This is a genomic window from Pseudoalteromonas sp. P1-9, assembly GCF_001399975.1.
Classification (GTDB): Bacteria; Pseudomonadota; Gammaproteobacteria; order Enterobacterales; family Alteromonadaceae; genus Pseudoalteromonas.
On the sequence record NZ_LKBD01000018.1, the window covers coordinates 15,417 to 41,162 of the forward strand.

Here is a 25,746-nt window from a genome sequence, read left to right on the forward strand (position 1 = left end):
AAGTTGTTACAGTAAAAAAGGCCGCAATTGCGGCCTTTTTGTATCTTAATTGATAACAAATAAAAGGCGCTTACTACGCCTTTTATTTTTTAAAGCGTATTAACTTTGTTTGCTTGCAACCCAATCGTTTACAAAGCCTTCAAGGGTATTAAGTGGTACAGGGCCGCTCTTAAGTACAACATCGTGGAACTCACGGATATCGAATTTTTCACCAAGTTGCTTCTTCGCGCTTTCACGTAGTTCTACAATTTTGATCATACCGATTTTATACGCTGTTGCTTGTGATGGCATTACAATGTGACGCTCTACCATCTTAACGCCGTCTGACGTTGCATTTGGCGTGTTATTTACGTAGTAGTCGATGCCTTGTTGGCGCGTCCACTTCATCGCGTGAATACCTGTATCTACTACTAAGCGACATGCACGCCACAACTCCATTGCTAAACGACCAAAGTCTGAGTAAGGGTCTTCGTATAAGCCCATTTCTTTTGGCACCATTTCAGAGTATAAACCCCAGCCTTCAACGTATGCTGTGTAACCGCCAAACTTACGGAATTTAGGCACACCTTCAAGCTCTTGCGCGATAGCAATTTGCATGTGGTGGCCTGGAATACCTTCATGGTAAGCAAGCGCTTCCATTTGGTAAGTTGGCATTGCTTCCATATCGTAAAGGTTGGCATAGTAAATACCAGGGCGTGAGCCATCTGGCGCAGGTTGCTGGTAAAACGCTTTACCTGCTGCTTTTTCACGGAATGCTTCAACACGTTTTACAATCATGTCGGCTTTTGGCTTAACGATAAATAACTCATCAAGGCGCGACTTCATGTTATCGATCATTGCCGTCGCATCAGCAAGGTACTTTGCTTTACCTTCTTCCGTGTTTGGCAAGTAGAACTGCTTATCGGTTTTCATGAATTCCATGAACGCTTTTAAGTCGCCTTTAAAGCCAACTTTATCTTTGATTTCACGCATTTCATCATGAATACGTGCCACTTCAGCTAAACCAATCGCGTGAATTTCTTTCGCAGTAAGGTCGGTTGTTGTCGTGCGTGCTAATGCATTGTTGTAGTAAGCTTCGCCTTCTGGGAACTTCCAAGCTCCATCGCGGTTATCAGCGCGAGATTCTAAACCAATTAGGTAGCTGATAAGCGATTCATATGCAGGTCCAACTGCTGTTTTAAGCGCATTTGTTGCATCAGTGATAAGAGCGTCTTTTTCATTTTGTGCGATTTCTAACTTTGCCACTTTGCGTTTAAAGTCAGTAAGCAGGGTTGAATCTTCACCAGTTGTGAAAGGCGCACCTTTCAAAATGTTTTTGCTTGAATCAATTACATGTGGGAACACGAATTTAGGTGCGATAATGCCTTTTACAGCACGAGTTTCTAGATCTTTTTCAAGTTGTTCAAATACCGTTGGTACACCATTTAAACGAGAAATATACGCTTTTGCATCACTTAAATCGGCAATTTGATGTTGGTTAATCAAAAATGCAGGGATCATTGAGTGTGTGCCATACATTTGATTTACTGGATACGTGTGGTAGCGCCATTTAAAGTCATCAATGCTTTGTACTAAACGCTGTTCCATTAAGTCATAGCTAACTTGTGTCGTGCTATCTAGCTTGCTGCGGTCAAAAGCGCGCAGCGTTTCAAGGTCTTTTTTCGCAAGCGCTAAATCTTCTAACGCACGTGCTTCAGAACCGTCGTCCCATTTGTCATAGTCTTTTTTGATGCCCATATAGGTTTGGTAAACAGGGCTGCGCATTACGCCGCGCATAAAAACTTCTTCAAAGAACGCGTTTGCACGTTCGCTTTCTGATTGTTGTTTAACTACTTCAGCAGTTGTATCTTGTGTTGTTGCTGGTGTTTGACAACCAACTAAAAAAACAGAGCTGATTGCTGCTGCAATTAATGAGCGCTTAAGCATTTTGTTTTACCTTTATAGTTATGACTTTATAACGAAGTATTTACTCAACGTTACTGTTTTACAGGGGTCGCTACAAACGACGTTACACAAATAATTGTAACAAGTCATTTAAAAAGCGGTGTCCTTTTGCGGTAACTTGCCAGATATTGTCGTTTTTTTGCATTAATCCTGCAGTAACCGCGTGATTTAAATTAGTTTCAACGTGTTCAAGTGGTAGCCCAGTAAACTCACCAAACTCGTTGATGTTGAATGATTCATGTAGGCGTAAGCGGTTCATGAAATATTCAAAAGGCAGTTCATCGTTTGTTACGTGCCAGCTATCAAATAGGTATGGCCTAGTTAAGTCCATATAGCCTTTAGGGTGTTTTACCTTAACAGTGCGTACCAGTTTTTGTGTTGTTAAATCGGTGATTTTGCCATGGGCGCCACAGCCAATACCTAAGTAGTCACCAAAGCGCCAGTAATTTAAATTATGCTGACATTGAAAACCCGGTTTGGCATAGCCAGATATTTCATACTGTTCGTAACCTGCATCCGTTAATAGCTGGTGGCCTTGTTCTTGAATTTGCCACAAGGTTTCATCTTCAGGCAATACTGGGGGTTTTGACGCAAATTGGGTATTAGGTTCAATGGTGAGTTGATACCACGAAATATGGGGCGGATTGAGCGCGATAACTTGTTTAAGATCACTCAGTGCATCATCGATGGATTGATCTGGCAATCCATGCATCAAGTCCATATTAAAACTGTTTAAACCTATGGTCTTTGCTAATTTTGCCGCATTAATTGCTTCATCGGCATTATGAATACGGCCAAGGCTTTTTAGTTTGTCTTGTTGCAGTGATTGAACACCAATAGAAATACGATTAACGCCAGCTGCGCGGTAGCCAATAAAGCGCTCAGCTTCAACAGTACCCGGGTTCGCTTCAAGGGTTATTTCTATATCGTTTGCGAATGGGATAAGGCGCTCAACACCTTGCAATAAGTTAGCTATAGCTTTTTCACTAAACAGGCTCGGTGTGCCGCCACCGATAAATATACTAGTGAGTTTGCGGCCTTGCACATAATCGAGGTCGGTTTTTAAATCATCTAGCAAATGCTGTACGTAAGCAGATTCAGGAATATCGGACTTTACGCCATGACTATTAAAGTCACAATATGGGCACTTTTGCACACACCAAGGTATGTGTATGTAAAGACTCAATGGTGGCAGTTTCATTAATTAGCCTTGAGCAAGTCGAGCAGTTGATTAAGCGCCTTACCGCGGTGGCTTAGGCTATTTTTAGTTGCCTTATCAAGCATTGCTGCGCTGCAATTTTTCTCATGACTAAAGAATACAGGGTCGTAACCAAAGCCTTGTTCACCTTGACGCTCGGGTAAAATCTCTCCTTGCCATACACCTTGGCAAATCAGTGGAGTAGGGTCATCAGCGTGGCGCATTAATACTAATACACACCAAAAACGGGCTGTACGATTTGGATTATCGCCTAGTTCACTTAATAGCTTATCAATGTTATCAGAGTCATTCGCATCAACACCTGCAAATCGTGCTGAGTAAACGCCCGGAGCACCGCCTAGGGCTTCAACTTCAAGACCTGAATCGTCGGCGATTGCCGGTAAGCCAGTAATCTTTGCCGCATGCCTTGCTTTGATTATGGCATTTTCAATAAATGTGGTGCCGGTTTCTGCAACTTCTGGCACATCAAACTCTGACTGTGCGATTACTTCAATATTCAAACTAGCAAGTTTATCCGCAAGCTCAGCAACTTTACCTTGGTTACCCGTTGCCAAAACGATTTTTTCAAATGACATAAAACGAAATTTCTAAAGGAATGATGTTAGTTATTATATCAAGAGCGCAAGCGTATTGCTTTGTGGATTTCATGAAATGTTATACTGTTACTTTTCAATGAGTTAGAGTTTGAGTGATTATTCTAAATGCCATAAATATGAAATCTTAGTTTAACAATAGATAAGTAGGCTATCGCAAATTTTAAATCATACGGGTACAAAATAATGAAAAAAACATGTGTCGCCCTAGCAGTTGCTAGCTTACTTATAACGGGTTGTGGTTCTGACGATAAAGAAATCGTAGAAGTAATTAAAGAAGTTGAAGTGATTAAAGAGGTGGAAGTACCACCAGTAGCGGTTACTGAAGTTAAAAACGTGATTTTAATGATTGGTGATGGTATGGGCCCGCAGCAAGTTGGCTTACTTGAAGAGTATGCACGCCGCGCACCTAATTCAACCTACAGTGCTAAAAATGGTGTGACTGCGTTATCTAACTTTGCCAATCAAGGTGTAATGGGCTTATCGCTTAATGCACCGCATGGTGATAATGGTAAGTTGGTTGTTGACTCAGCGTGTTCTGCAACACAATTAGCGACAGGCTTAGCGGCAGGTTCTGAAATGATTGGCCTTGATGAACAAGGTAATATCGTTGAAACCATTTTAGAAAAAGCGAAAAAAGCAGGCAAAGCAACAGGCTTAGTATCAGATACTCGCATTACCCATGCAACACCAGCGGCATTTGCCGCGCACCAACCACATCGTTCACTTGAACCTGCGATTGCTGAAGAGCTAATCGAAAGTGGCAATGTTGATGTATTACTTTCAGGTGGTGCTCGCGTATTCTTACCGTCTGATATTAAAACGGATGCGGCCGATCGTGATGTTATGAGTGCACTTGGCGCGCCTGAATCGGTATATAAAAAATCAAAGCGTAGCGACAACCGTAACTTAGTCGTTGAAGCGAAAGAGCAGTTTGGTTATGAACTAGCGTTTGATAAAGCCCAGCTAGCTGCTACAGAAACAACTAAACTACTTGGTTTGTTCGCAAACTCGGGTATGGCTGACGGTATTGCCTACTCAGCATGTAAAGAGGCAAATAACTGCTCTCAGCCATCGCTTAAAGAAATGACTAAAAAGGCACTTGATGTGCTTTCTAAAGATGAAGATGGCTTCTTCCTAATGATTGAAGGTGGTCAGATTGACTGGGCAGGACACGCGAACGATGCGGGTTGGATGCTACATGAACTATTAAAGTTTGACGAAGCGGTAGAAGCGGTTTACGAATGGGTAAAAGACCGTAACGATACGCTAGTTGTTGTAACAGCTGACCATGAAACGGGTAGCTTTGGTTTTAGTTACTCACGTTACAATATGCCTGAAGCAACAACACTTCCAGGCGATGGCATGCAAGGTCGCGATTACAAGCCTAACTTCAACTTTGGTGATTTAAGCCACTTAGAAATGCTTTATAAGCAGTCGGGTACTTTCTACAACATGCTTGATATGGCAAACGCAGATTGGAACTTTGACGCTGCAACAGCAAACGATTGGATGACTGCAATCAATAACTACAGCGCGTATAAAGTGACACTAGAGGAAGCTGAGAAAGTAGGTGAGCGTGAAAACAACCCTTACTATGACCCAGATCACTCTTATCAAAGTGCTGATGTAACGCCAAAGTTTGACGACTTTAACGAGTTTTATGTATATGCAGACGAAGACCACACAGCAAAAATTGGTCGTGCACTTGCTCGTCACCAAAATGTTGTTTGGGGTACAGGGACACATACAGCAGCACCTGTTCCAGTTTATGCGTTTGGTCCTGAAGGTGTAACTAAACAGTTCTCAACCATGCAACACCATGTTGATATTGGTCAGAAAATGATGGCAGCGCTTGGCTTGTAAACTCACTTTAAGAGTAACACTAGCCAATAACAAAAAAGCGCCGTAAGGCGCTTTTTTAATGTTTAAACTAATTTGTTTAAGAAAAAATATTAATCAACATAAAATTTTTGTTGGAAGCTGAGCACTTCGCTTTTATTTTGCCCTTTAATATCAAGCTTAAAGCGATACAGCTCTTCATTGCTGTAGCCAAGCTCTGCAATATAGTAAATTGCATCACCATCAATGATCTCTTTAAATGCTAGCGTTTCATTGTGACCAAGTAAGTTTTTGGCTGTGCCTGAAATAGCCACTTTTTGTGCTTTTTTCGTTGCTTTATCCAATACCGAAATATTGATAACCGCATTGTAATTACTGCGTTCAATACCATAGTGTTGCGCTATTTTTGGTTGCAATACAGTTGATGGAAAAGCAATGTAATGCACTTGCCAATTACCAAGCTCTTTATATTGCCCACCTTGCTCGGTATTTGCTAAAACACTTGTTGCCATAAATGCACAAAATGCTAAACAAAGTGAAATTAGGGTTTTCATAATCCGCCCCTTAAATTAAGTATTAATATTAGTATAGATGACAAAAAAGCCGCATTGTGCGGCTTTTTTATTCTACCTGAATTTATTCGTTTTTATCTAAATAAATCAAGGAATAAGATTTGAAGAAACTGTAATCCAATAATCAGCACTAAGATTGATAAATCTAACCCGCCAATGGGTGGAATGATTTTTCTAATCGGGCGTAACATTGGCTCAGTAAGTTGATGGAAAATCGCTTCGATTGGGTTATGTCCTTGGCTTACCCAGCTTAAAATTGCCCGGATAATTAGTACCCAAAAGGCCAAGTTTAAACCTTCTTTAATCACAGTAATTAAACTGCCAACCAATACGGTAACAGGTTCAATTCCACCAAAGAAAAGCAGTGAAATGGTCACTATTTTGAGCGCTGCGACAATCAGTGCAAGCACTAGTGAGGCAAGATCAAAACCGCCAAGTCCAGGAATTACCTTGCGAATTGGGTTGAGTAGAGGGCTGGTGGCTTTTACTACAAACTGGCTGAGCGGATTATAGAAATCAGCGCGCGCGGATTGTAGCCAAAAGCGCAGTAATACAACCATCAAGTACAAGTCAAAAACGACTTCAACTAAAAATCGAAACGCGTCATTCATTAAAATTCTTGCTCCATTTGTTGTGCGCGTGCGATACATGCATCCATCGCATCGGCGACAGTTTGCATTAAGTTTTGCTGCTCTAAATGCGCAATAGCCGCGGCAGTTGTACCGCCTTTTGAAGTAACATTAGCACGTAACTGACTGATTGATAAGTCAGGCGATTTTGCCACCATATCGCTGGCACCTACAGCTACTTGCTGCACTAACTCTCGTGCTTGTTCAGCGTTAAAACCGAGCTCTTTTGCTTTTTGTTCAATCGCTTCTAAGAACAAAAATACATACGCAGGAGATGAACCCGTTACCGCAATAATATCGTTAATTTGGTCTTCTTCTGAAAGCCAAGTAACAATACCTGTTGCACTAAATACCTCGGTTGCAAATTGCTTTTCTTGTTCACTGGTATTATTGCTGAATAAGCCGCTTACGCCTTTGCTTTGTAAGCTAGGAGTATTTGGCATGCAGCGGATCATCTTAACCGGGTGGTCTAGCATTTCTTGTAAACGCGCCACTTTAATGCCTGCCGCAACGGAAATAAACACTTTGTCTTGGTAAGCAATGCCTGAATCTTTAATGGTTTGGCATAGGTCTGCCATCATTTGCGGTTTAACCGAGAGTACAACGTAATCGGCTTGGTCGATTGCTTTAATGTTGTCGTTAGTTACTTGAATACCAAAGTCATTGCCAACTTTGGCAAGTTTTTCTGCATTGCGGTTGGTTGCGATAATATTGTTTGGGGCAAAGCCGCCATTGATTAATCCGCCAATAATGGCGTAACTCATATTACCGGTACCAATAAATGCAATGGTGTTTTGTGACATAGGAACTCTCTTTTTGGTTAATCGTTAGTTTCTTGGGCCAAAGATATCGGTGCCAATACGCACCATTGTGCTGCCTTGGCTTATTGCTGCTTCAACATCGTTACTCATGCCCATTGAAAGTGTATCTATACTATCATATTGGGATTTCAATTGATTAAAACAAGTTTGCAGTTTGGCAAAGCTGTGTTGTTGCTCGTTTAGTGAGTCGCTTTTTTTAGGAATTGTCATAACACCACGCAATACCAAATTGTCAGATGTTGCAATGTACTGTGCTAAGGCATCGACTTCTGACAGCGAACAGCCAGACTTGTTCTGCTCATCATCAATATTAACTTGTATAAGCACGTTTAATTTAGCGCGTTCAGAGGGGCGTTGATAATTTAGGCGCCTGGCTATTTTAATGCGGTCGACACTTTGCACCCAGTCAAAATTAGCTGCTACTTGCGCGCTTTTATTTGATTGAATAGGGCCGATAAAGTGCCATTCAATGTCGCCTAAATCGGATAATTCAGCGATTTTATCGACCGCTTCTTGCACGTAAGACTCACCAAATTGACGTTGACCAGCTTGGTATGCCTCTCGTATTAAAGTGCTAGGCTTTGTCTTGCTGACCGCTAATAAAGCCACTTTTTGCCCTAAAATGTGAGAATTTTTTATCGCTTTTGCGATTCTGTCATAGGCTATTTTAAGTCGTTCTGCTATTGTAATCATATAATTATTCAAATAAGTAACTTAGTGGAGCAATCCAATGGACATTACTGAATTACTGGCATTCAGTGTGCAACATAATGCATCAGATTTACACTTATCATCAGGTGTTTCACCTATGATCCGCGTTGATGGCGACGTTCGAAGAATCAATATCCCCGCACTTGGACCAAAAGACGTAAACGGCTTAGTGTATGATATTATGAATGATAAGCAGCGAAAAGAATACGAAGAAAACTTAGAATGTGACTTTTCTTTCGAAGTGCCAAACCTAGCGCGTTTCCGTGTTAATGCCTTTAATTCTAACCGTGGTCCAGCCGCGGTGTTTCGTACCATCCCAAGCACAGTTTTAACCCTTGATGATTTAGGCTGTCCTGAAATATTTAAAGATATTTCCAACAACCCGCGTGGCTTAGTGTTGGTAACAGGGCCGACAGGTTCGGGTAAATCAACAACGCTTGCTGCGATGATTGATTATATTAATTCGCATAAGCATCACCACGTACTAACCATTGAAGATCCAATCGAATTCGTACACGACAATAAGCAAAGCTTAATTAACCAACGTGAAGTGCACCGTGATACACACAGCTTTAATAACGCACTTCGCTCGGCGCTTCGTGAAGACCCAGATGTTATTCTGGTAGGTGAATTACGTGACCTCGAGACCATTCGCCTTGCAATGACTGCGGCAGAAACCGGTCACTTAGTATTTGGCACCTTGCACACCACCTCTGCACCAAAAACCATTGACCGTATTATTGACGTATTCCCAGGTGAAGAAAAAGACATGGTACGTTCAATGCTATCTGAATCATTACGTGCTGTAATTTCACAGACACTGGTGAAAAAAGTAGGTGGCGGACGAATCGCAGCACACGAAATCATGATAGGTACACCAGCAATTCGTAACCTTATTCGTGAAGATAAAATTGCGCAAATGTATTCATCGCTACAAACCGGTGCATCGCACGGCATGCAGACGATGGACCAGTGTTTAGGTAACTTGCTAAATCGCGGCTTAATTACACAGCAAGATGCATATGCAAAAGCCCACGATAAGAGCAACTTTGGCGCAGCAGGCGCACGATCTTACTAGGGGTAAATTATGCACGGCTTAGATCATTTTTTAAAACAAATGGTAGAGAGTGAAGCATCGGATTTATTCGTGTCTACATTCTTGCCTGTAAGTGTAAAAGTTAATGGCGAACTTCGTCCGATTGGTCATTCAGATTTAACTGAAGAAGAAGCGTTAGAGCTAGTTGAATCGGCAATGACCGACAAGCAGAAAACCGAATTTCATGAAACCAAAGAATGTAACTTTGCGATCGCACGTGATTCGGGTCGTTTCCGTGTTTCGGCTTTTTGGCAGCGCGACAAAGCGGGCATGGTTGTTCGTCGTATCGTAACCACCATTCCGGAAGTGCACGACCTTGGCTTACCACCGGTTTTAACCGACGTGATTATGTCAAAACGTGGCTTAGTCCTGTTTGTGGGTGGTACGGGTACCGGTAAATCAACCTCACTTGCGGCACTGTTAGGGTATCGTAACCGCAACCAGCGTGGTCATATCTTAACTATTGAGGACCCGATTGAATTTGTTCACGAACACCAAAAGAGTATTGTAACGCAACGCGAAGTGGGACTGGATACTGAAAGTTTCGAATCGGCACTAAAGAGCTCTCTACGTCAGGCTCCTGATGTAATTTTGATTGGTGAGATCCGCTCGCAAGAAACCATGGAATATGCACTTTCATTTGCTGAAACAGGTCACTTGTGTGTGGCTACACTGCACGCAAACAACGCGAACCAAGCAATCGACCGTATTATGCATTTAGTACCAAAAGAAAAGCACGATAAGTTAAAGTACGATTTAGCGCTTAACTTACGTGCTATTGTTGCACAACAACTTGTGCCGACCAGCGATGGACACGGCCGTGCAGCTGCAATTGAAATCTTACTTAACTCGCCTATGGTGGCAGAACTAATAAAACGCGGTGAAGTAGGGGCAATTAAAGAAACCATGTCTAAATCGCGCGAAATGGGTATGCAAACCTTTGACCAAGCGTTATTTGACCTTTACCAGCAGCATCGCATTAATTATGCCGATGCGCTACACCATGCTGACTCACCGAACGATCTGCGCTTAATGATTAAATTACGCAATAATGAGCAACAAGGTGCAGGCTTTTTACAAGGTGTTACGGTTGATGGCCTTGATGGAGATAAAAACCAGTAGTAAGTGATACGCTTATGTTGAAGTTAAGTCGTTTTAAAATTTGTTTTTGTGTATTAGCGTGCATGTTATTTGGTTTTGCGGCGAACGCTGCGAATTCAAATAACTCCGTTGATATGTATATTCGCGATGATGTGTATGTTGATTTTCAAGCTTTTCTGGCTGGACGTGATGTACATCAGATTACCTCGTTTAGCGGTTATCGCATGCGTCGCGACGTAGTGGATATGGTGCTTGCATTGCAGGCATTGAAACTCGGTGGTTTTGATAAAACATTTAACTACCAAGTGGGTAAAGTAACGCTGCGCAACACCAATATTTTAGAGCGTGGTAAGCAACTACTTAGCTTCGACACGTACTGGTACGCAGATGCAGAAAAAATAGCAGAGCACGCTTATATTTCTGCAGCTGTGTTTAACAAAGGTGAGTACCTAGCAGGCGTATTTGCTCATCCTGAAAACCGAAAAGTCTTCGCAATTGACAGCTTAGATGATTTTTCTCATTTCACATCTATTTCAACCCCCCGTTGGCACGCCGACTGGCAAACTCTCAAAAGCTTAAAGTTAAAAAAGCTGTACAAAGATGATGAATGGTTACAGCAAATTCGTGCAGTTGATAAAAAGTGGGCGGATTTTGCTTTGTTGCCTTTTATGCCTGCTGTTAATAACCACTACAAATTGCACTCGTTAGAGTTACTAGCTGTGCCGGGCATCGCACTTACATTTGATGATAGTCGTCATTATGTGGTGAGCAAAACTCACCCTGATGGTAAAGCGGCGTTTGAGGCGTTACAAAAGGGGTTAGCAATACTCGCAACGCAACAACGCATTAAATCGGCGTATATTGAAGCGGGTTTTATTCCTGAAAAGGGCAGTGTGAAAGTGCTAAATAGTGAGTTAATTAGTAAAGACTAAGCGAGGTGCTTAGTCCCCATAAAGGCTTTCAAAATAGCTTTCTAAGATAATTTGTGCCGACATGCTATCTACTTTATCTTTCGCTAAATTTCGATAGCCACCGTGATCAAATAAGCGTGCTTTTGCATCCGTCGTGGTAAGGCGCTCATCTTGCACTTCAACTTGATAACCGAACATGCCATGCAAGCGTTTTGCAAACTTCTTGGCTTTAAAGGTTACTTCTTGGTTGGTGCCATCCATATTGAGCGGTAAGCCGACTATTAATAAATCAGGCTGCCATTCATCGAGAATTTTTTTTACGTTGTCCCAATTTGGAATACCGTCTTTTGCAGCGACAGCGCTAAGTGCGGTTGCCGTACCTGATATTTCCTGACCTACGGCAATGCCAATGCTTTTGGTACCAAAATCAAAACCAATTAGTGTACGTTGCCCGATAGGGTTTTTACTCATTTACGCATTTCCTGAATAGAGAGAAAGTTTATCGATATCAATGCCTAAACTCTCTATTGCTTTTTGCCAACGCAAGTGCGCTGGTGTATTAAAAATAATCTCAGGGTCGGCAGGTACGGTAAGCCAAGTATTTTCGACCAGTTCTTTTTCAAGCTGACCGGGATCCCAACCTGCATAGCCTAAGGTAATCAGAAATTGATCTGGTGCTTCATGGCTTGTCAGCTCGTGAAGCACATCTTTCGAGGTAGTGATCATAATATCAGAGCTAATATTCGAGCTTGAACTATAACCTGGCTTGGTACTGTGCAATACAAACCCTCGGTCAGTGTGAACTGGACCGCCCGACATTACTGCTACGCTACTGTTAGTTGCCATCTTGTTATTCTCGATATCTATTTGGTCGAGTAACTCGCCCACCGTAAGATTGGTGGGTTGATTAATAACCAGCCCCATTGCCCCAGATTCATTGTGCTCACAAATGTAAGTCACGCTGTGTTTAAAGCGTGGGTCGGGCATGTTTGGCATTGCAACTAAAAAGGTATTTTGTAATGACTGGGTTTGATTACTCATTGATTGCACCTTTTGTATTATCTTCAGCTTTAAGTATGCGCCACTTTTTGCTCAATTGCGTCGAATAACTTACCGGTAATTGAAATATCAAATGCCGCTTCAATTTCTTTTACGCACGTTGGTGCAGTAACATTAATCTCAGTAAGCCTATCGCCAATAATATCAAGACCGACAAAAATTAAGCCTTTTTCAACTAATGTTGGCGCCACTGCTTCGGCAATTTTGCGTTCTACATCGGTAATCGGGCGTGCTTCGCCTCGGCCACCGGCTGCTAAATTACCGCGGGTTTCACCGCCTTGTGGAATACGCGCTAAGCAATAGGGAATCACTTCACCATTAACTACCAATACGCGCTTATCACCATCTTTGATCGCTGGAATGTAATTCTGTGCCATTGCATATTGGCTGCCGTGTGCTGTTAATGTTTCGCAAATAACGCCAATATTTGGGTCATCTTGTTTTACGCGGAAAATTGACGCGCCACCCATACCGTCAAGTGGTTTCAGAATAATGTCTTTGTGCTCTTCTAAAAACGCGCGAAGATGTGCCTGTTCACGAGTCACCAGTGTGTCTGGTGTATGTTCACTAAACCACGCAGTAAATAGTTTTTCGTTAGCGTCACGTAAGCTTTGCGGTTTGTTAATTACGAGAGTACCCGCTTGCTCAGCGCGCTCTAACAGGTAAGTTGCGTAAATATATTCGGTATCGAACGGTGGATCTTTACGCATTAAAATCACGTCTAAATCAGCTAGAGCAATGGTTTGCTTGTCTTCAAGTTCATACCATTTTTCGGTGTTATCAAACACGGTAGCAACAGACGACGTTGCGAAACTTTGCCCACCACGTAAAAACAAGTCATTCATTTCCATGTAATGAATTTCATAGCCGCGTTTTTGCGCTTCGAGCATCATGGCGAAGCCGGTGTCTTTTTTGATATTAAATCCAGCAATAGGATCAGAAATGATGCCAAGCTTAATCGTCATGTTAGTTTCCTTTATTTTCAACTCTCTATGTTATGGGGATGCTTGCAGCTTAAATCAAGCTAAATCACCGTAGACAAGCTGCAGCGCAGAGAGAACAGTAAGTGCTGCAGTCTCAGTACGCAGTACACGTGGTCCTAACTTTATATCAACAAAGTCTGCGGTTTTTGTTGCTGCAATTTCTGCATCGGTAAATCCGCCTTCTGGGCCAACCACAAAGCGCATTGCTGTGGCATTAAAGTTTGCAAGTTTATCAATGGTTTTAATGCTGTGCTCAGCACGTGGGTGCAGGGTGAGCTTTGTTTCGTCGCTTGGCTGGGTTAGCCATTGCTCTAATTTTATTGGTGGGTGAACAACGGGCACAAAGTTGCGGCCTGATTGCTCCGCTGCGGCAATTGCGATTTTTTGCCATTGCTGGTGTTTCTTTTCAAGGCGTTCACCTTGTAATTTAACACCGCAGCGCTCGCTAAATAATGGGGTGATTTCAGTAATACCAAGCTCTACTGATTTTTGAATGGTGAACTCCATTTTTTCGCCGCGCGAAATTCCTTGCCCTAAGTGGATTTTTAGCGGTGACTCACTGGTGACATTGTGAAATTCATCAACGCTAACATACACATTTTTTTTATTGGCTTGTGAAATGGTGCACAAGTATTCGCCACCTTCACCGTTAAATAAGCTAACCTGTTGACCTGGTTGCATTCTTAGAACGCGACCTATGTGTCCTGCGGCATCATCGCCGAGTTGTAATTCTGTGCCGACTTCAATAGTGCCGGCTTGGTAGATATGGGGAATGCGCATAATGACTCTCAGCGATTAATATGCTTATATGGTATGAAAAGCGCAATAACAAAGGCAAGTAATAAAGGCAGTTATGACAACAATTCTTGAGGTTAAGAAGCTTAGTAAGTATTTCTCGGACTTTTGTGCAGTCGATAAAATTGATTTCAAAGTGACTAAAGGTTCGTGTTTTGGTTTGTTAGGACCAAATGGTGCGGGCAAAACCACCACCATCGAAATGCTTGAAGGGATTTTAACGCCAACATCCGGCGATATTTTATTTAACGGTCAGGGAATTACACGAGAAGATTTTCAAAAGCTGGGTATTCAGTTTCAGCATACCGCGTTGCAAGATTATTTAACGGTACGAGAAACGCTCAATTTGTTCTCGTCGTTTTATAAAAAGACAGTGCCAACCGACGACCTCATTACGCAATGTCAGTTAACAGACTTTATTAATGTTGATCACCGAAAGTTGTCGGGCGGGCAAAAGCAGCGTTTGCTATTGGCGTTGGCATTAATTAACGACCCAGAACTTATTTTTTTAGATGAGCCAACCACCGGACTCGACCCCCATAGCAGGCGCTTATTTTGGGATTTAGTAAATGATATTAAAGCGGCGGGCAAAACCATTTTATTGACGACCCATTATATGGATGAAGCCGAGTACTTATGTGACCAAATTGCGATTATGGATAAGGGACAGATTATCGCGATGAATAGCCCTGAAAACCTATTGAGAGAGCATTTTAAAGGATCATTAATATCGTTACCAAAGCAAAATGTATCGTCACAAATTTCGTTTACGAATGCTCATTACAGTCAAGACAGTGTGCTTATTCATAGTGATAATACCGAGGCCACATTAGCTAAGTTGTTAACGGAGCAAATTTCATTGCAGGGGCTGCAAGTTAAGTCGGCTAATTTAGATGATTTATTCCTAAAGTTAACAGGTCACGCATTACACACTAACGAGGAAAAAGCAGATGTTTAAACGATTTTTTGCTGTTTTAGTGGCGCGTAATTTAGAGTTTTTCCGCGACCGCTCGGCGCTCGGTTGGAATTTAGCATTTCCTATTTTGTTAGTTGTTGGGTTTGCCTTTATCTTTAAAAATGATAACCCGACACTGTTTAAAATTGGCTACGTAGGTGATTTACAGCAACACAGTATTAGCCAGTATAAGCATTTAGAGTTTATTGAGTATCAAGATAAAAGTGTGGCAATCGAAAAACTGCGCCAACATAAACTGGATTTACTGGTGAGCTTTGATGCAAAACAGTATTGGGTAAATTCAAGTTCGGCAAATGGTTATATTGCAGAAAAATTGCTACTTGCTGAAACAACACAAGCAACCGCGCAGTTTGTAAAAGAGGCAATAGAAGGCCAAGAAATACGCTATCTTGATTGGGTTGTGCCCGGAATTTTAGCGATGAATATGATGTTTTCTTGTTTGTATGGCGTGGGTTATGTAATTGTACGTTATCGTAAAAACGCAGTGCTAAAGCGTTTAAGTGCCACGCCATTAAAGCCGGTAGAATTCCTGGCAGCGCAAATCGTTTCGCGTTTATTGATTGTTGTGGCATTAACGTCCGCCATATTCGTAGCCTGTCATCTTATTTTTGATTTTTATTTAATCGGCAGTATGTTGTGGTTATTAGTGCTGTGCGTACTCGGTGCGTTTTCACTAATTTCGCTATCGTTACTGATCGCGTGTCGTTCTGAGTCGGAAGAATTTACCGGTGGCATTCTCAATTTAGTGTCATGGCCGATGATGATGTTGTCGGGAGTGTGGTTTTCACTTGAAGGCAGCCCGGCATTTGTACAGGCAATTTCTCAGGTATTTCCGCTTACGCAAATGTTGATTGGTGCGCGTGCCGTGATGTTAGAGGGGGCAGGGTTTGTTGAAATTGCACCACAGCTGTTTATTCTCATCGGGCAAAGTGTGGTGTTTCTATTGCTTGGCGCTCTATTCTTTAGCTGGAAAGGGCAAACGCGATAAACCGCGCTTGCTCAAATTCCAATTAAAGCAGATGTTACAGCGAGAACAAACGCAGTAGTAAAATTCCTATCGCAATATGAACAGCAAGCTCAATACTGGCGATGCCGATGTTGTCTTGTTGTTCCACTTCAATGTTGTTTTGTACTTTTGGTAGTGCCAGTTTTAATATCAATAATGCGGTAATTTGGTGCAGCGCAACAAACACAACCACGTTTAATAAAATCATAATGATATTGTCGATAAAGTTACCAGCAATAAACTGAATACTGGCAAGTGCCGCAAAAATTGCTAGCGATAACGCAGTCATGCGTGATGCAAAGCGCAAGCCTATTGACGTATTGTCGTAGGCAAAATAAGTTTGCATTGAAGCGCCTTGATTGGTGGCGGCAAAGCGTTTCTCTTGCCAGCGAGTATGCAGCAAAATAATAAATTGAATGGCAATAAACGCGATAATATCAATCAGTAAAGTATTAAAGTTTGTCGCTTTAGACCATTTGTAAAGACCAAGCACAATGATTGAATTTGCCAGCAATACGCCGGTATCGATGAGTGCTGCGCATACATTGCGCTTCTCTATTGCCCTTGCTTCATTAAAATCTCTTAGAATGAGGCGGTTATGGATCCACTTACCAAACCAAATAAACACTAATGCAAGCGCGAGTGCGATAGCCATGTGCGGTAAACTTTCTTGCCATTGCGACAAGTCAAATTCCCTTGCAATAAAACTAACAACTAAAATAATGCTGAAAATAGAAGACGCATAACTAATGCCCATAGCAAAGTTATCTTTTTTCGCTAATTCATCCATTAAATCATGTTCGCTGCTGTCGGCTTGTAATTGCTTTTTAACCACCATTAAAACAACCAAAACCAATAGTACGGTGATGGCGAATGCGACTAAAAGATCGTTAGATAGACTGATATAAGACATAAAAATAGCTTTCTTTTTTGCTAAGATACTGGATAGCTTTAGAATTTAGTTTAAGAGTGTAAGTAAGTTATGGAGTTAGCACAAGGTTTACAACAACTGGGGCAGCAGCGATTTAATGAGATTTTCGCAGATAAGCAAGCTGAACCAAATGTAGTGGCACTATTAGCGTTGAGCGACTTTGCTTTTCGTATATTGGCGCAGCATCCACACTTTATAGACTATTTACACAATGACCAATGGCTTGCATCGCGCGATACGAGCGCTGTTTTTGATACGCAATCACTTGCTCAGATTGCAGAAAGCGATGCATTTCAAACGCTCAGAGAATATCGCAATTTACATTGGTTAAAGCTTGCATACCTTGATCTTGTGCTTAAAAATGATATTCGCGACAGCATTAGTTACACCTCTCAATTAAGTGAACAGTTAATAGACTCAGCCTATCGCTGGGCATATGCGCAGGTTGCTAGCGTTTGGGGTAAGCCTACTGATGAACAAGGGGATGCCATGCCGATGTTGATTTTAGGCATGGGCAAGCTAGGCGGCTATGAGCTAAATTACTCGTCAGATATCGACCTGATATTTACGTATCCGTACCAAGTTGAAACCCAAGGTGGGCGTAAATCGTGTGAAGCCCAAGTTTTTTTTACGAAAGTAGCGCAAAAAACCATTGCAGCATTGAATCAAGTTACACCGGAAGGACAGGTTTTCCGCGTTGATATGCGTCTTCGACCATTTGGCGACAGCGGCCCATTAGTTATGAGCTTTAATGCAATGGAAGAGTATTACCAAGAGCAAGGTCGTGATTGGGAGCGCTATGCTATGTTAAAGGCGCGGTTACTTGGTACTGAATCAAGCTATTGGCAAGAGTTTTATGACTTACTAAGGCCTTTTGTTTATCGTAAATACATAGATTTTTCGGTGATTGAATCGCTTCGAAAAATGAAAGCACTTATCGCACAAGATGTGCGTCGTAAAGGACTTACTGAAAACATTAAACTTGGTGCTGGTGGCATTCGTGAAGCCGAGTTTGTGGTGCAAGCGCTACAAATGATCCGAGGAGGGCGCGAGCCGAGTTTACAGGTGCAATCATTTTGCAAAGCGCTGCAAGCATTAGCAAAGCTTAATGAAGTACCACAAGATGTTGCTAATACATTAACTGACGGATATTTGTTCTTACGCCGTATTGAGCAATATTTACAGCAATTTGACGATAAACAAACACAGACATTGCCACAAGAAGACATTGGCCAAATGCGTTTAAGTGCCTTGTTAGAAACGTCAAATTATGGTGATGCAATAGCATTGATTAACCAACAAATGCGACTTATTCACGATGAGTTTAATGCCATGATAGGTGCGGAGGACGATGATGAACAAGATGTCGACTCACGCTATGAACTGCTGTGGGAAAAACCAAGTATTGAGGTGATTAGTTCGCATCAGTTGTTTGGGCAAAATATCGAGTTTTTTAATATCGTTTATGATTTTAAAGTGTCGGGAACCAAGCGGAAATTGGGCGGACGCGGGCGCGATGTGCTTGATAAATTGATGCCGCTATTACTACAGCAAGCAGATAAATGCGGTTGTGAATCGAGTATTCTTAAGCGCGTACTCGCTGTGGTAGAGAAAGTGATTTCACGTACAGCGTATTTGGAGTTATTGCTAGAAAATCCAGGGGCGCTAAATCAGCTATTTAAACTCTGCGCGCATAGCAAATGGATAGGCGATCATTTAGCCTGTTATCCTATTTTGCTGGATGAATTAATCGACCCAGCCCAACTTTATAAAACCTTGCCGTTAAGTGGCTATGAGCAGGAAATCCGTCAGTACTTTTTACGTATCGATGAAAATGACTTAGAGCTGCAAATGGAGGCATTGCGTCAGTTTAAACAAACGCATCAATTACGTATTGCCGCAGCAGATGCCACCGGTGTGCTCGATGTTATGAAAGTAAGCGATCACCTTACAGCATTATCAGAAGCGATAGTGGCTCAGTGTGTTAATCTGGCTTGGCAGCAAATGGTAACGCGTTTTGGCTATCCACCTGAGGCCAATGATGATGAAAAAGGCTTTGCAGTTATCGCGTATGGCAAAGCGGGTGGGGTAGAGCTAGGCTACGATTCTGATCTTGATTTGGTATTTGTGCATAACTGTGATGGTGTTGGGCAAACTAATGGCGATAAACAAATTGATGCGCGCCAGTTTTATTTGAAGTTAGCACAGCGTTTATTGCACTTATTTAATACTCGTACAGCCTCTGGCATTCTTTATGAGCTTGATACACGCTTACGCCCTGAAGGAGCGTCAGGTTTATTGGCGATTAATATTGAGACCTTTCGTGAATATCAGCTAAAACAAGCATGGACATGGGAACATCAGGCGCTAGTAAGAGCGCGCATGACCTACGGGCAAGCGTCGTTACATGCACGTTTTAATGAAATTAGAAATGAAGTGCTGTCGCGTCAGCGTGATGAACAAAAATTACGTGAGGACGTGGTAAAGATGAGGCAAAAAATGCGAGACCATTTAATTAAAGGCAGTGGTGCTGAGTTTGATATTAAACAAGGCGTGGGGGGCATGGCAGATATTGAGTTTTTGGCGCAATATTTTGTCTTAAAAAATGCCTATGCTCAGCCAAAAATCACTCAGTATTCCGATAATATACGTATATTTGCCAGTGCAGCAGAGCATGATTTTATTGAGCCTATTGAAATGCAGCAGTTAACGTCAGCATATTGCGATTATCGCGAGCTCTATCACCAAGTGAGTTTACGCCAAGAAGCGAAGCTAGTGAGCCTTGAAAGCGTGCAAAACGATGTAAGCGCCGTTACGACAATTTGGCAAAAGTACTTAGCTTAGAGAGTTGCTTTAACGCAGTTATCACGCACATAGCGGGTTGGATTTTCAGTGATAACTGCGGTGCTGTGTTTATAACAGAAAAAGCCGTACACCGTGTTTTCGAAGTCACTGTCGATGGCTTTAGAAACTTGGTACAGGGTTGTTATAAAGGTTTCGTCTACGCGAAAGTTATCTTTAATGACGTAATCTTTGTCGAGATACCACAAAAATTCAATGCCTTCTTGCTTGGCAAAATCCGACATCACTTCTTTTAATGTATCACCCTTATCGAAGCGGCGCGCTTTAATTTCACCGCGCCAATGCGCTGGAATTTTGTTTGAGGTACGGCGTTGACTTAGTTGCTCAGCTAAAGAGCTGTCGGGTTCGCCTAACTGAATGACGTATTTCTCGCGTTCAGTCATCGAGCTTAAGGTGCTGCGAAAACTATTATAAAAGTTAGATAAGCCCTCTGCTGCTGCATTTGATTTGTTAGCTTCTAATACTGGCCCTTTGCCAAGTAGAAGATACAGTGCGGCCGCAATTAAGATAAAACCCAAAGATAAATGTTTAATCCAAAACCACACAACGACACTCACAATGATTAAATATAAAGCAAGTCAATAATAGCCGTAACCTAACACTAATTTGCATAATACTTAATTCGTATTTTTAGATAATAAGCTAACAGTGATAACGCTTTATCTGCTTTTTGACAGACCGAAATGAAAAGTCGCTTTGTAATTTGAAGTACAAAACGGCTATGTATTATTTTTTATAGTACGACGTCGCGTTTGGATCCTTTTGCGTTTTAAAGCGACGGTGAAGCCACAAATATTGCTCAGGTGCTTTGGCAATCGCCTCTTCCATAGCTTGATTGACACGTGTTACATCGTCAACATCGTTCCCGGTTGGGAAGCTCTCAAACACAGGGCTTACGTCAAGATAGTATTTATTATCCTTACGATAAGTAGAGAGTGCGACGGTTTCACTTTTCTTGCTGCTGGCAAAAATAAGCGTGCCAGTTGTAGTACACGTTTCTTTAACCGCAAAAAACGGCACAAATTCAGAGCGTTTTCGACCATAGTCTTGATCAGGCAAGTAATAGCATAACTTTTGTTGGCTTAATGCTTTTAATAAGCTTTTTACATCGCGCTTTGTAACCAGTGCTTCACTAAAGCGTAGGCGACCATTGACAATAATGTATTCCATTAACGGGTTATTGTGAGGGCGATAAAAGCCAACACCGTTGTTTTGTATTCCCATCATGCGACCCGCAACTTCTAAATGCATCATATGAGGAACCAGCAACAATACGCCTTTGCCATTATTAATCGCTTTTTCAATATGATGATAACCAGTAATGCCGCCAAAATGTTTTTTTGCACGCCACTGTGGCCACCACCACGCCATACCTGATTCAAAAATCGCAATGCCGGTATTTTCTAAGTTCTCTTTTACTAATTTTGCCTGCGCTGCTTTGTCGAGTTCTGGAAAGGCTAAGGCAATATTGACTTCGGCGATTTTACGGCGTTTTTTTACAAACCGATAAACTAGGCGACCTAATAACTTACCAAGCCAAATTTGCAGTCGATACGGTAACCAAGACAGAAGATACAAAATCAGCACACTTAACCAAGTAAGCCAATATTTTGGAGCAAGAAAAGAATATGAAAATGGCGCTTTAGTGATCACAGTATTCGAAGGGAAAAGTAAAAATTAGCGCGAGTATAACAAAAAGAGAGGAGAACGTGGGAATTGATTTATTCCCACATTGCATTACATCACCGAGATTAGTTTAAACCGCGGTTAATTGCTTCGATATCACTGCGCGACAGTGTACCTTCAGCAAGTTTTAAGCCTAGTGTAGAAACAACGTAACGGTAACGTACCGCAGATAAATTACGGCTCGCGTCATATAAGTTACGTGTACTTAGCAATACGTCAACGATGGTACGTGTACCTACTTCAAAACCCGCTTCAGTTGCTTGTAATGCACTCTCTGCTGAAACAACCGCTTGCTCGAGGGCACGGTAAGTAGCGATATCTGACACTACTTGGTTGTAAGAAGTACGTACTTGCTTATTTACATTGCGGTATGCGCTTTCAAACTCTTGGCTTGCAGCAACAAAGTACTCAGATGCTTGGTTTACAGCAGCTTGCGTACCGCCACCTTGGTAAATCGGTACAGTGAAGTCTAGACCAACACTTGTTTGGTCAGCGCGTGGGCCTGTTTCGCCTAATTTATCACCATAAGAAGCTGATAACGTAAGTTTTGGATAATGACCTGCTTTTGCTTGTTCAATTTGCTCTTTCGCAATATCTACAGAAACGCGTGATACCTGCAGTGAAATATTGTTTTCTTTTGCAGATTCAACAAAGTCATTGCTCTTACGCGCTGGTTTTACCGTTGTGAATTTGTCTGTATTAAGTGCATTTAGCTTTTCGTGATACTTACCCGTGATTTCACCTAGTTCTTCACGTGCTGTTTCAACATCGTTAAGTGCCACAATTTCACGAGCTACTGCGTTATCGTATTGTGCTTGTGCTTCATGTACATCAGTAATTGCTGTTAAACCTACTGCGTGACGCTGCTTTGTTTGCTCTAATTGACGCTCAATCGCACGTTTTTCTGCGCGTACAAACTCTAAATCATCTTGGCGTGCAAGTACGTTAAAGTATGCATTTGATACACGTACAATTAGGTTTTGCTGTGCTAATCGGTAGCTAGCATCTGCTTGTAGCGCTTGTTTTTCTGCAATGTTTAGTGATTTCCAAGAACCTAAGTTGAATAGGTCTTGGTCTAGTCTAACGCCGCGGCTGAACGTATCAGAATCGCCAGCATCGCCATCAACTTTGCTATAACCCATTGATGCGCCAATTTGTGGTAATAAACGCGCCATTGCGATGTCAGTGTTGTAGTCTTGTGCATCACGTGTTGCTTTTGCTTTTAGCACAACAGGATCGTTTGCAAGTGCAATTTCGTATACTTGCATAAGGTCTTCTGCATTAGCATGTGTAACTGAAAAGCCACAGCTTAATGCAACAAGCGCAGATAATAATTTCTTTTTCATAGTGGTTGTCATCCCCAGACAATTTTTGAAAGCATCTTAGCGTGTTTTTTTATCGATTAGAAAAACAATACAGTAAAACAAAGTATTCAAGTGTAACAGAATATGAAAAATTCGTTTTATTCACTTTATCAGCTAAAATACCGAAAATTCGATAGATTATCGAATAGATTTTAAACTAATTAATCACCTTTTATATGGCCAAAATTACAAAATTCAAGCAATCAGACGTAGAAATTGTCGCGAAAAAGCGCACTTTTAACGGTTTTTTTAAAATTGATGAATATCACTTTCGTCATGCATTATTTGCCGGTGGGCAATCTGACGTGATTGTGCGAGAAATATTTGAACGCGGCGATGCGGTAGCAGTCTTACCTTATGATCCAAAATTGGATGCGGTGCTGCTTATTGAACAAATACGCATTGGCGCATTTAACGATGATAAATCGCCATGGTTGCTTGAAGTGATTGCAGGTATGACCGATGGCAGTACAGATTATGAAGCCGTGGTAAAAAAAGAAGCGAAAGAAGAGTCTGGTATAGCACTTAATAACATTGAGTTTATGCTGTCGTATCTTTCAAGCCCCGGCGGAACATCAGAGCGTTTATACTTATATTATGGTGAAGCTGATTTATCACAAGCCGGTGGCATTTATGGCGTACCTGAAGAAGGTGAAGATATTAGGGTACATGTAATCCCAGTAGAGCAGGCATTTCAGCTACTTGATGAAGGTGAAATGGATAACGCTGCCACCGTAATTTGCTTGCAGTGGCTTAAACTAAATATTGATGCAATAAGAGAGAAGTACCGTACGTGTTAGCACAGGCTTATCGACAAAACTTACCTAAGTACATTCGTTTATGTGAGCAAAACTATGCTCGCATAAACCGCCTGATGCCAAAAGAAAATGATAGAGGGGCGGTGAATAAGGTATTGGTTGGTGGTTTTGAATTTACGCTTACCGTATTAGAGGCATCGCCTTACACTAATTTAGTCTCGCTTAAACAAACAGACCACCAAGTGATAGGATTTACGCGACCTGATTTAAACGTACGCGTCTATCACGATGCCAAAGTTGCAGAAGTAGTATGTAAATATTATCCCAAACGGGTCAAGCCGGCTTATGGTTACCCAAACCCTGATATGCATCAAAAAGATGAAAAATATCAATTGAATGCATTTTTAAAAGATTGGTTAGAATACTGTATTAACCAAGGACGTAGTACTTTCCACTGGGATACCGATCATGACATGGTTTAGCCAACGCGAACACTTTGATAAAGCGCAATTAACACTGGTTCATATCACCGATAGTCATGTTTTTGCAGAACCAAATGGTGAATATTTTTGTGTAAATACCGCAAATAATTTAGCAAAGACATTAGCGTGTATTAAATCAATTGACTGCGATGCCATTATTTTTGGCGGAGATTTAACACAAGACCACAGTGAGGCGTCATATCACTTGTTCGCTCAATTGGTACAACAAGCAGGTCTTAGTGGTAAGTTGTTCTGGCTACCGGGTAATCATGACGAAATAGGTGTTTATCGCGAGGTTTTTAGTCAGTACGGCATTCGCGACAGTAAAGTGTTGGAAAATGAACATTGGCAAGTGCTATTAGCTAATTCCAAAGGGCCAACGCCAGCGGGGTTTGTAAGTGAAACACACCTCAACGAAATACAAAATGAGTTAACGAACAATACTAAGCATGCTTTGCTGTTTACTCATCATCACCCGATACCTATTCAGGGTTATCTTGATAAACATATGTTAGAAAATGGCGAAGCACTGCTTTCACAATTAACCCAATTTAAAAAGGTGAGAGGGTTAATTCACGGCCATGTTCACAATGAATACAGCTGGTTGTTTAATGAGTTTGCAGTATTTGCTACGCCCGCCACCTCGATACAATTTGAAAAAAATACCAGCGATTGGCAACAAGTCGACTTAGGTCCTGCCTTTCGTATGATACGATTACAGCAAAATGGCAGTTTAAACACTCAGGTAGTATGGCTAAACAACGCGTAATATACATTCATGGTTTTAATAGTTCACCAGAATCATTTAAAGCACAACAATTTGGTCGGTATTTAGCGGAACATCATGATGTTGAGTATTTAGTACCAAAACTAAACCATGAACCGCGTGAAATTTTGCTGACGCTCGAAGCGCTAATAACGGCCAATACTAAATTGATTGGCAGTTCATTGGGCGGATACTTTGCGACTATTTTATCCGAGCGCTATCAACTGCCAGCAGTGGTTGTTAATCCGGCCGTTGCACCATTTGACCTAATGCATGATTACCTGGGTACGCAGTACAACCCATATCAAGGTTACTATTACGATGTGACTGAACGTCATGTGGACCAGTTAAAGCAGTTTTACATTGCCAACTTGTCACAGCCTGAGTTGATTTTACTTTTACAACAGACGGGTGATGAAGTATTAGATTTTTCACAGGCGGTCGATTATTATAAAAACTGCCGTCAGCACGTTGAATTTGCTGGCGATCATAGCTTTATAGGGTTCGAACGTTATTTTCCTGTTATTGTAGATTTCCTGAAAATATCGTAAAACAATAGTGATAAGGGAATAACCTATAAAAACGCGCTAAAACCTAGTAAAAAAATACCCAGAAAAGGGCAGCTAGGTATCAAAGATA

The 25,746-nt window shown here is 41.6% G+C and carries 26 protein-coding genes; 11 read left to right on the forward strand and 15 right to left on the reverse strand.

The annotated features are described in order from the left end of the window. Nucleotides 1-99: 99 nt before the first annotated feature. From AN214_RS12240 to rdgB, 3 genes are all read right to left on the reverse strand, one after another. A complete protein-coding gene (locus tag AN214_RS12240) occupies nt 100-1,926 on the reverse strand; it encodes a DUF885 family protein (RefSeq protein ID WP_054979989.1) in 1,827 nt (608 codons plus the stop codon). Nucleotides 1,927-2,008: 82 nt separating this feature from the next. Beyond that, nucleotides 2,009-3,145 (reverse strand): radical SAM family heme chaperone HemW, encoded by a 1,137-nt coding sequence (gene hemW, locus AN214_RS12245; RefSeq protein ID WP_054979990.1) that lies wholly within the window; start codon nt 3,143-3,145, stop codon nt 2,009-2,011. Next, entirely contained in the window at nt 3,145-3,738 is a 594-nt protein-coding gene (rdgB, locus tag AN214_RS12250; protein WP_054979991.1) for an RdgB/HAM1 family non-canonical purine NTP pyrophosphatase, read from the reverse strand. Before rdgB ends, hemW begins: the two co-directional genes overlap by 1 nt. 204 nt (nt 3,739-3,942) lie before the next feature. Between rdgB and AN214_RS12255 the strand changes: the two genes are divergently transcribed. Further along, the gene (locus AN214_RS12255; RefSeq protein ID WP_054979992.1) at nt 3,943-5,622 is read left to right on the forward strand and encodes an alkaline phosphatase; all 1,680 of its coding nucleotides are present in this window, start codon (nt 3,943-3,945) and stop codon (nt 5,620-5,622) included. Nucleotides 5,623-5,711: 89 nt separating this feature from the next. Here the strand turns inward: AN214_RS12255 and AN214_RS12260 are convergent, their stop codons facing one another. The 4 genes from AN214_RS12260 to AN214_RS12275 all read right to left on the reverse strand — a co-directional run bounded on the left by AN214_RS12260 (nt 5,712) and on the right by AN214_RS12275 (nt 8,313). Beyond that, nucleotides 5,712-6,152 carry a DUF4426 domain-containing protein gene (locus AN214_RS12260; protein ID WP_010561723.1) on the reverse strand — a complete coding sequence of 147 codons (441 nt, stop codon included), beginning with the start codon at nt 6,150-6,152 and terminating at the stop codon, nt 5,712-5,714. A gap of 92 nt (nt 6,153-6,244) precedes the next feature. Next, nucleotides 6,245-6,781 (reverse strand): YggT family protein, encoded by a 537-nt coding sequence (locus AN214_RS12265; protein WP_010561722.1) that lies wholly within the window; start codon nt 6,779-6,781, stop codon nt 6,245-6,247. Further along, nucleotides 6,781-7,602 carry a pyrroline-5-carboxylate reductase gene (gene proC, locus AN214_RS12270; RefSeq protein ID WP_054979993.1) on the reverse strand — a complete coding sequence of 274 codons (822 nt, stop codon included), beginning with the start codon at nt 7,600-7,602 and terminating at the stop codon, nt 6,781-6,783. The genes AN214_RS12265 and proC overlap by 1 nt, the downstream gene beginning before the upstream one ends. Before the next feature lie 24 nt (nt 7,603-7,626). Then, nucleotides 7,627-8,313 (reverse strand): YggS family pyridoxal phosphate-dependent enzyme, encoded by a 687-nt coding sequence (locus AN214_RS12275; RefSeq protein WP_054979994.1) that lies wholly within the window; start codon nt 8,311-8,313, stop codon nt 7,627-7,629. A gap of 37 nt (nt 8,314-8,350) precedes the next feature. Here AN214_RS12275 and AN214_RS12280 point away from each other — a divergent pair, with 37 nt between their 5' ends. From AN214_RS12280 to AN214_RS12290, 3 genes are read left to right on the forward strand one after another with little or no spacing between them, the layout of a single operon-like run. Continuing rightward, nucleotides 8,351-9,409, forward strand: coding sequence for a type IV pilus twitching motility protein PilT (locus AN214_RS12280; protein WP_010561719.1), 1,059 nt, complete (start codon nt 8,351-8,353; stop codon nt 9,407-9,409). Between the two features lie 9 nt (nt 9,410-9,418). Further along, a complete protein-coding gene (locus AN214_RS12285; protein WP_054979995.1) occupies nt 9,419-10,549 on the forward strand; it encodes a PilT/PilU family type 4a pilus ATPase in 1,131 nt (376 codons plus the stop codon). 14 nt (nt 10,550-10,563) lie between these two features. After that, on the forward strand, nt 10,564-11,460 hold the full coding sequence (locus tag AN214_RS12290; RefSeq protein WP_054979996.1) for a hypothetical protein: 897 nt from the start codon (nt 10,564-10,566) through the stop codon (nt 11,458-11,460). 9 nt (nt 11,461-11,469) lie between these two features. On the opposite strand, the gene ruvX is transcribed toward AN214_RS12290, so the two are convergent. Genes ruvX through rsmE form a run of 4 tightly spaced genes read right to left on the reverse strand, consistent with a single transcriptional unit; the run spans nt 11,470 to nt 14,261 of the window. Further along, nucleotides 11,470-11,910, reverse strand: a complete 441-nt coding sequence (gene ruvX / locus AN214_RS12295) for a Holliday junction resolvase RuvX (RefSeq protein ID WP_010561716.1) — start codon at nt 11,908-11,910, stop codon at nt 11,470-11,472. Then, on the reverse strand, nt 11,911-12,480 hold the full coding sequence (locus tag AN214_RS12300) for a YqgE/AlgH family protein (RefSeq protein WP_054979997.1): 570 nt from the start codon (nt 12,478-12,480) through the stop codon (nt 11,911-11,913). Between the two features lie 29 nt (nt 12,481-12,509). Then, nucleotides 12,510-13,463, reverse strand: coding sequence for a glutathione synthase (gene gshB / locus AN214_RS12305; RefSeq protein ID WP_054979998.1), 954 nt, complete (start codon nt 13,461-13,463; stop codon nt 12,510-12,512). A gap of 54 nt (nt 13,464-13,517) precedes the next feature. Further along, nucleotides 13,518-14,261, reverse strand: a complete 744-nt coding sequence (gene rsmE / locus AN214_RS12310) for a 16S rRNA (uracil(1498)-N(3))-methyltransferase (RefSeq protein WP_054979999.1) — start codon at nt 14,259-14,261, stop codon at nt 13,518-13,520. A 73-nt stretch (nt 14,262-14,334) separates the two neighbouring features. Between rsmE and AN214_RS12315 the strand changes: the two genes are divergently transcribed. Continuing rightward, entirely contained in the window at nt 14,335-15,234 is a 900-nt protein-coding gene (locus AN214_RS12315) for an ABC transporter ATP-binding protein (RefSeq protein WP_054980000.1), read from the forward strand. Beyond that, nucleotides 15,227-16,240 (forward strand): ABC transporter permease, encoded by a 1,014-nt coding sequence (locus tag AN214_RS12320; RefSeq protein ID WP_054980001.1) that lies wholly within the window; start codon nt 15,227-15,229, stop codon nt 16,238-16,240. Before AN214_RS12315 ends, AN214_RS12320 begins: the two co-directional genes overlap by 8 nt. 34 nt (nt 16,241-16,274) lie before the next feature. On the opposite strand, the gene AN214_RS12325 is transcribed toward AN214_RS12320, so the two are convergent. Then, nucleotides 16,275-17,171: a DUF350 domain-containing protein gene (locus AN214_RS12325; RefSeq protein ID WP_054980002.1), complete on the reverse strand. Its 897-nt coding sequence runs from the start codon at nt 17,169-17,171 to the stop codon at nt 16,275-16,277. A gap of 69 nt (nt 17,172-17,240) precedes the next feature. Between AN214_RS12325 and glnE the strand changes: the two genes are divergently transcribed. Then, a complete protein-coding gene (gene glnE / locus AN214_RS12330) occupies nt 17,241-20,033 on the forward strand; it encodes a bifunctional [glutamate--ammonia ligase]-adenylyl-L-tyrosine phosphorylase/[glutamate--ammonia-ligase] adenylyltransferase (protein ID WP_054980003.1) in 2,793 nt (930 codons plus the stop codon). Here glnE and AN214_RS12335 read toward each other — a convergent pair. From AN214_RS12335 to tolC, 3 genes are all read right to left on the reverse strand, one after another. Further along, a complete protein-coding gene (locus AN214_RS12335) occupies nt 20,030-20,596 on the reverse strand; it encodes a TcpQ domain-containing protein (RefSeq protein WP_054980038.1) in 567 nt (188 codons plus the stop codon). The genes glnE and AN214_RS12335 overlap by 4 nt on opposite strands. Nucleotides 20,597-20,777: 181 nt before the next feature. After that, entirely contained in the window at nt 20,778-21,704 is a 927-nt protein-coding gene (gene lpxL, locus AN214_RS12340) for an LpxL/LpxP family Kdo(2)-lipid IV(A) lauroyl/palmitoleoyl acyltransferase (RefSeq protein WP_054980004.1), read from the reverse strand. A gap of 98 nt (nt 21,705-21,802) precedes the next feature. Beyond that, nucleotides 21,803-23,083 carry an outer membrane channel protein TolC gene (tolC, locus tag AN214_RS12345; RefSeq protein ID WP_054980005.1) on the reverse strand — a complete coding sequence of 427 codons (1,281 nt, stop codon included), beginning with the start codon at nt 23,081-23,083 and terminating at the stop codon, nt 21,803-21,805. A gap of 194 nt (nt 23,084-23,277) precedes the next feature. Between tolC and nudF the strand changes: the two genes are divergently transcribed. Genes nudF through AN214_RS12365 form a run of 4 tightly spaced genes read left to right on the forward strand, consistent with a single transcriptional unit; the run spans nt 23,278 to nt 25,658 of the window. Continuing rightward, the gene (nudF, locus tag AN214_RS12350; protein ID WP_054980006.1) at nt 23,278-23,901 is read left to right on the forward strand and encodes an ADP-ribose diphosphatase; all 624 of its coding nucleotides are present in this window, start codon (nt 23,278-23,280) and stop codon (nt 23,899-23,901) included. Further along, entirely contained in the window at nt 23,895-24,341 is a 447-nt protein-coding gene (locus AN214_RS12355) for a DUF1249 domain-containing protein (protein WP_010561704.1), read from the forward strand. Before nudF ends, AN214_RS12355 begins: the two co-directional genes overlap by 7 nt. Further along, a complete protein-coding gene (locus AN214_RS12360; RefSeq protein WP_054980007.1) occupies nt 24,328-25,110 on the forward strand; it encodes a metallophosphoesterase in 783 nt (260 codons plus the stop codon). The genes AN214_RS12355 and AN214_RS12360 overlap by 14 nt, the downstream gene beginning before the upstream one ends. Then, nucleotides 25,092-25,658: a YqiA/YcfP family alpha/beta fold hydrolase gene (locus AN214_RS12365; RefSeq protein WP_054980008.1), complete on the forward strand. Its 567-nt coding sequence runs from the start codon at nt 25,092-25,094 to the stop codon at nt 25,656-25,658. The genes AN214_RS12360 and AN214_RS12365 overlap by 19 nt, the downstream gene beginning before the upstream one ends. Nucleotides 25,659-25,746: the final 88 nt, after the last annotated feature.

Excerpts from the sequence above, each read along its gene's own strand:
- AN214_RS12240 (WP_054979989.1), bottom strand. The coding sequence starts at position 1,926 with ATGCTTAAGCGCTCATTAATTGCAGCAGCAATCAGCTCTGTTTTTTTA.
- hemW (WP_054979990.1), bottom strand. The coding sequence starts at position 3,145 with ATGAAACTGCCACCATTGAGTCTTTACATACACATACCTTGGTGTGTG.
- rdgB (WP_054979991.1), bottom strand. The coding sequence starts at position 3,738 with ATGTCATTTGAAAAAATCGTTTTGGCAACGGGTAACCAAGGTAAAGTT.
- AN214_RS12255 (WP_054979992.1), top strand. The coding sequence starts at position 3,943 with ATGAAAAAAACATGTGTCGCCCTAGCAGTTGCTAGCTTACTTATAACG.
- AN214_RS12260 (WP_010561723.1), bottom strand. The coding sequence starts at position 6,152 with ATGAAAACCCTAATTTCACTTTGTTTAGCATTTTGTGCATTTATGGCA.
- AN214_RS12265 (WP_010561722.1), bottom strand. The coding sequence starts at position 6,781 with ATGAATGACGCGTTTCGATTTTTAGTTGAAGTCGTTTTTGACTTGTAC.
- proC (WP_054979993.1), bottom strand. The coding sequence starts at position 7,602 with ATGTCACAAAACACCATTGCATTTATTGGTACCGGTAATATGAGTTAC.
- AN214_RS12275 (WP_054979994.1), bottom strand. The coding sequence starts at position 8,313 with ATGATTACAATAGCAGAACGACTTAAAATAGCCTATGACAGAATCGCA.
- AN214_RS12280 (WP_010561719.1), top strand. The coding sequence starts at position 8,351 with ATGGACATTACTGAATTACTGGCATTCAGTGTGCAACATAATGCATCA.
- AN214_RS12285 (WP_054979995.1), top strand. The coding sequence starts at position 9,419 with ATGCACGGCTTAGATCATTTTTTAAAACAAATGGTAGAGAGTGAAGCA.
- AN214_RS12290 (WP_054979996.1), top strand. The coding sequence starts at position 10,564 with ATGTTGAAGTTAAGTCGTTTTAAAATTTGTTTTTGTGTATTAGCGTGC.
- ruvX (WP_010561716.1), bottom strand. The coding sequence starts at position 11,910 with ATGAGTAAAAACCCTATCGGGCAACGTACACTAATTGGTTTTGATTTT.
- AN214_RS12300 (WP_054979997.1), bottom strand. The coding sequence starts at position 12,480 with ATGAGTAATCAAACCCAGTCATTACAAAATACCTTTTTAGTTGCAATG.
- gshB (WP_054979998.1), bottom strand. The coding sequence starts at position 13,463 with ATGACGATTAAGCTTGGCATCATTTCTGATCCTATTGCTGGATTTAAT.
- rsmE (WP_054979999.1), bottom strand. The coding sequence starts at position 14,261 with ATGCGCATTCCCCATATCTACCAAGCCGGCACTATTGAAGTCGGCACA.
- AN214_RS12315 (WP_054980000.1), top strand. The coding sequence starts at position 14,335 with ATGACAACAATTCTTGAGGTTAAGAAGCTTAGTAAGTATTTCTCGGAC.
- AN214_RS12320 (WP_054980001.1), top strand. The coding sequence starts at position 15,227 with ATGTTTAAACGATTTTTTGCTGTTTTAGTGGCGCGTAATTTAGAGTTT.
- AN214_RS12325 (WP_054980002.1), bottom strand. The coding sequence starts at position 17,171 with ATGTCTTATATCAGTCTATCTAACGATCTTTTAGTCGCATTCGCCATC.
- glnE (WP_054980003.1), top strand. The coding sequence starts at position 17,241 with ATGGAGTTAGCACAAGGTTTACAACAACTGGGGCAGCAGCGATTTAAT.
- tolC (WP_054980005.1), bottom strand. The coding sequence starts at position 23,083 with ATGAAAAAGAAATTATTATCTGCGCTTGTTGCATTAAGCTGTGGCTTT.
- nudF (WP_054980006.1), top strand. The coding sequence starts at position 23,278 with ATGGCCAAAATTACAAAATTCAAGCAATCAGACGTAGAAATTGTCGCG.
- AN214_RS12360 (WP_054980007.1), top strand. The coding sequence starts at position 24,328 with ATGACATGGTTTAGCCAACGCGAACACTTTGATAAAGCGCAATTAACA.
- AN214_RS12365 (WP_054980008.1), top strand. The coding sequence starts at position 25,092 with ATGGCTAAACAACGCGTAATATACATTCATGGTTTTAATAGTTCACCA.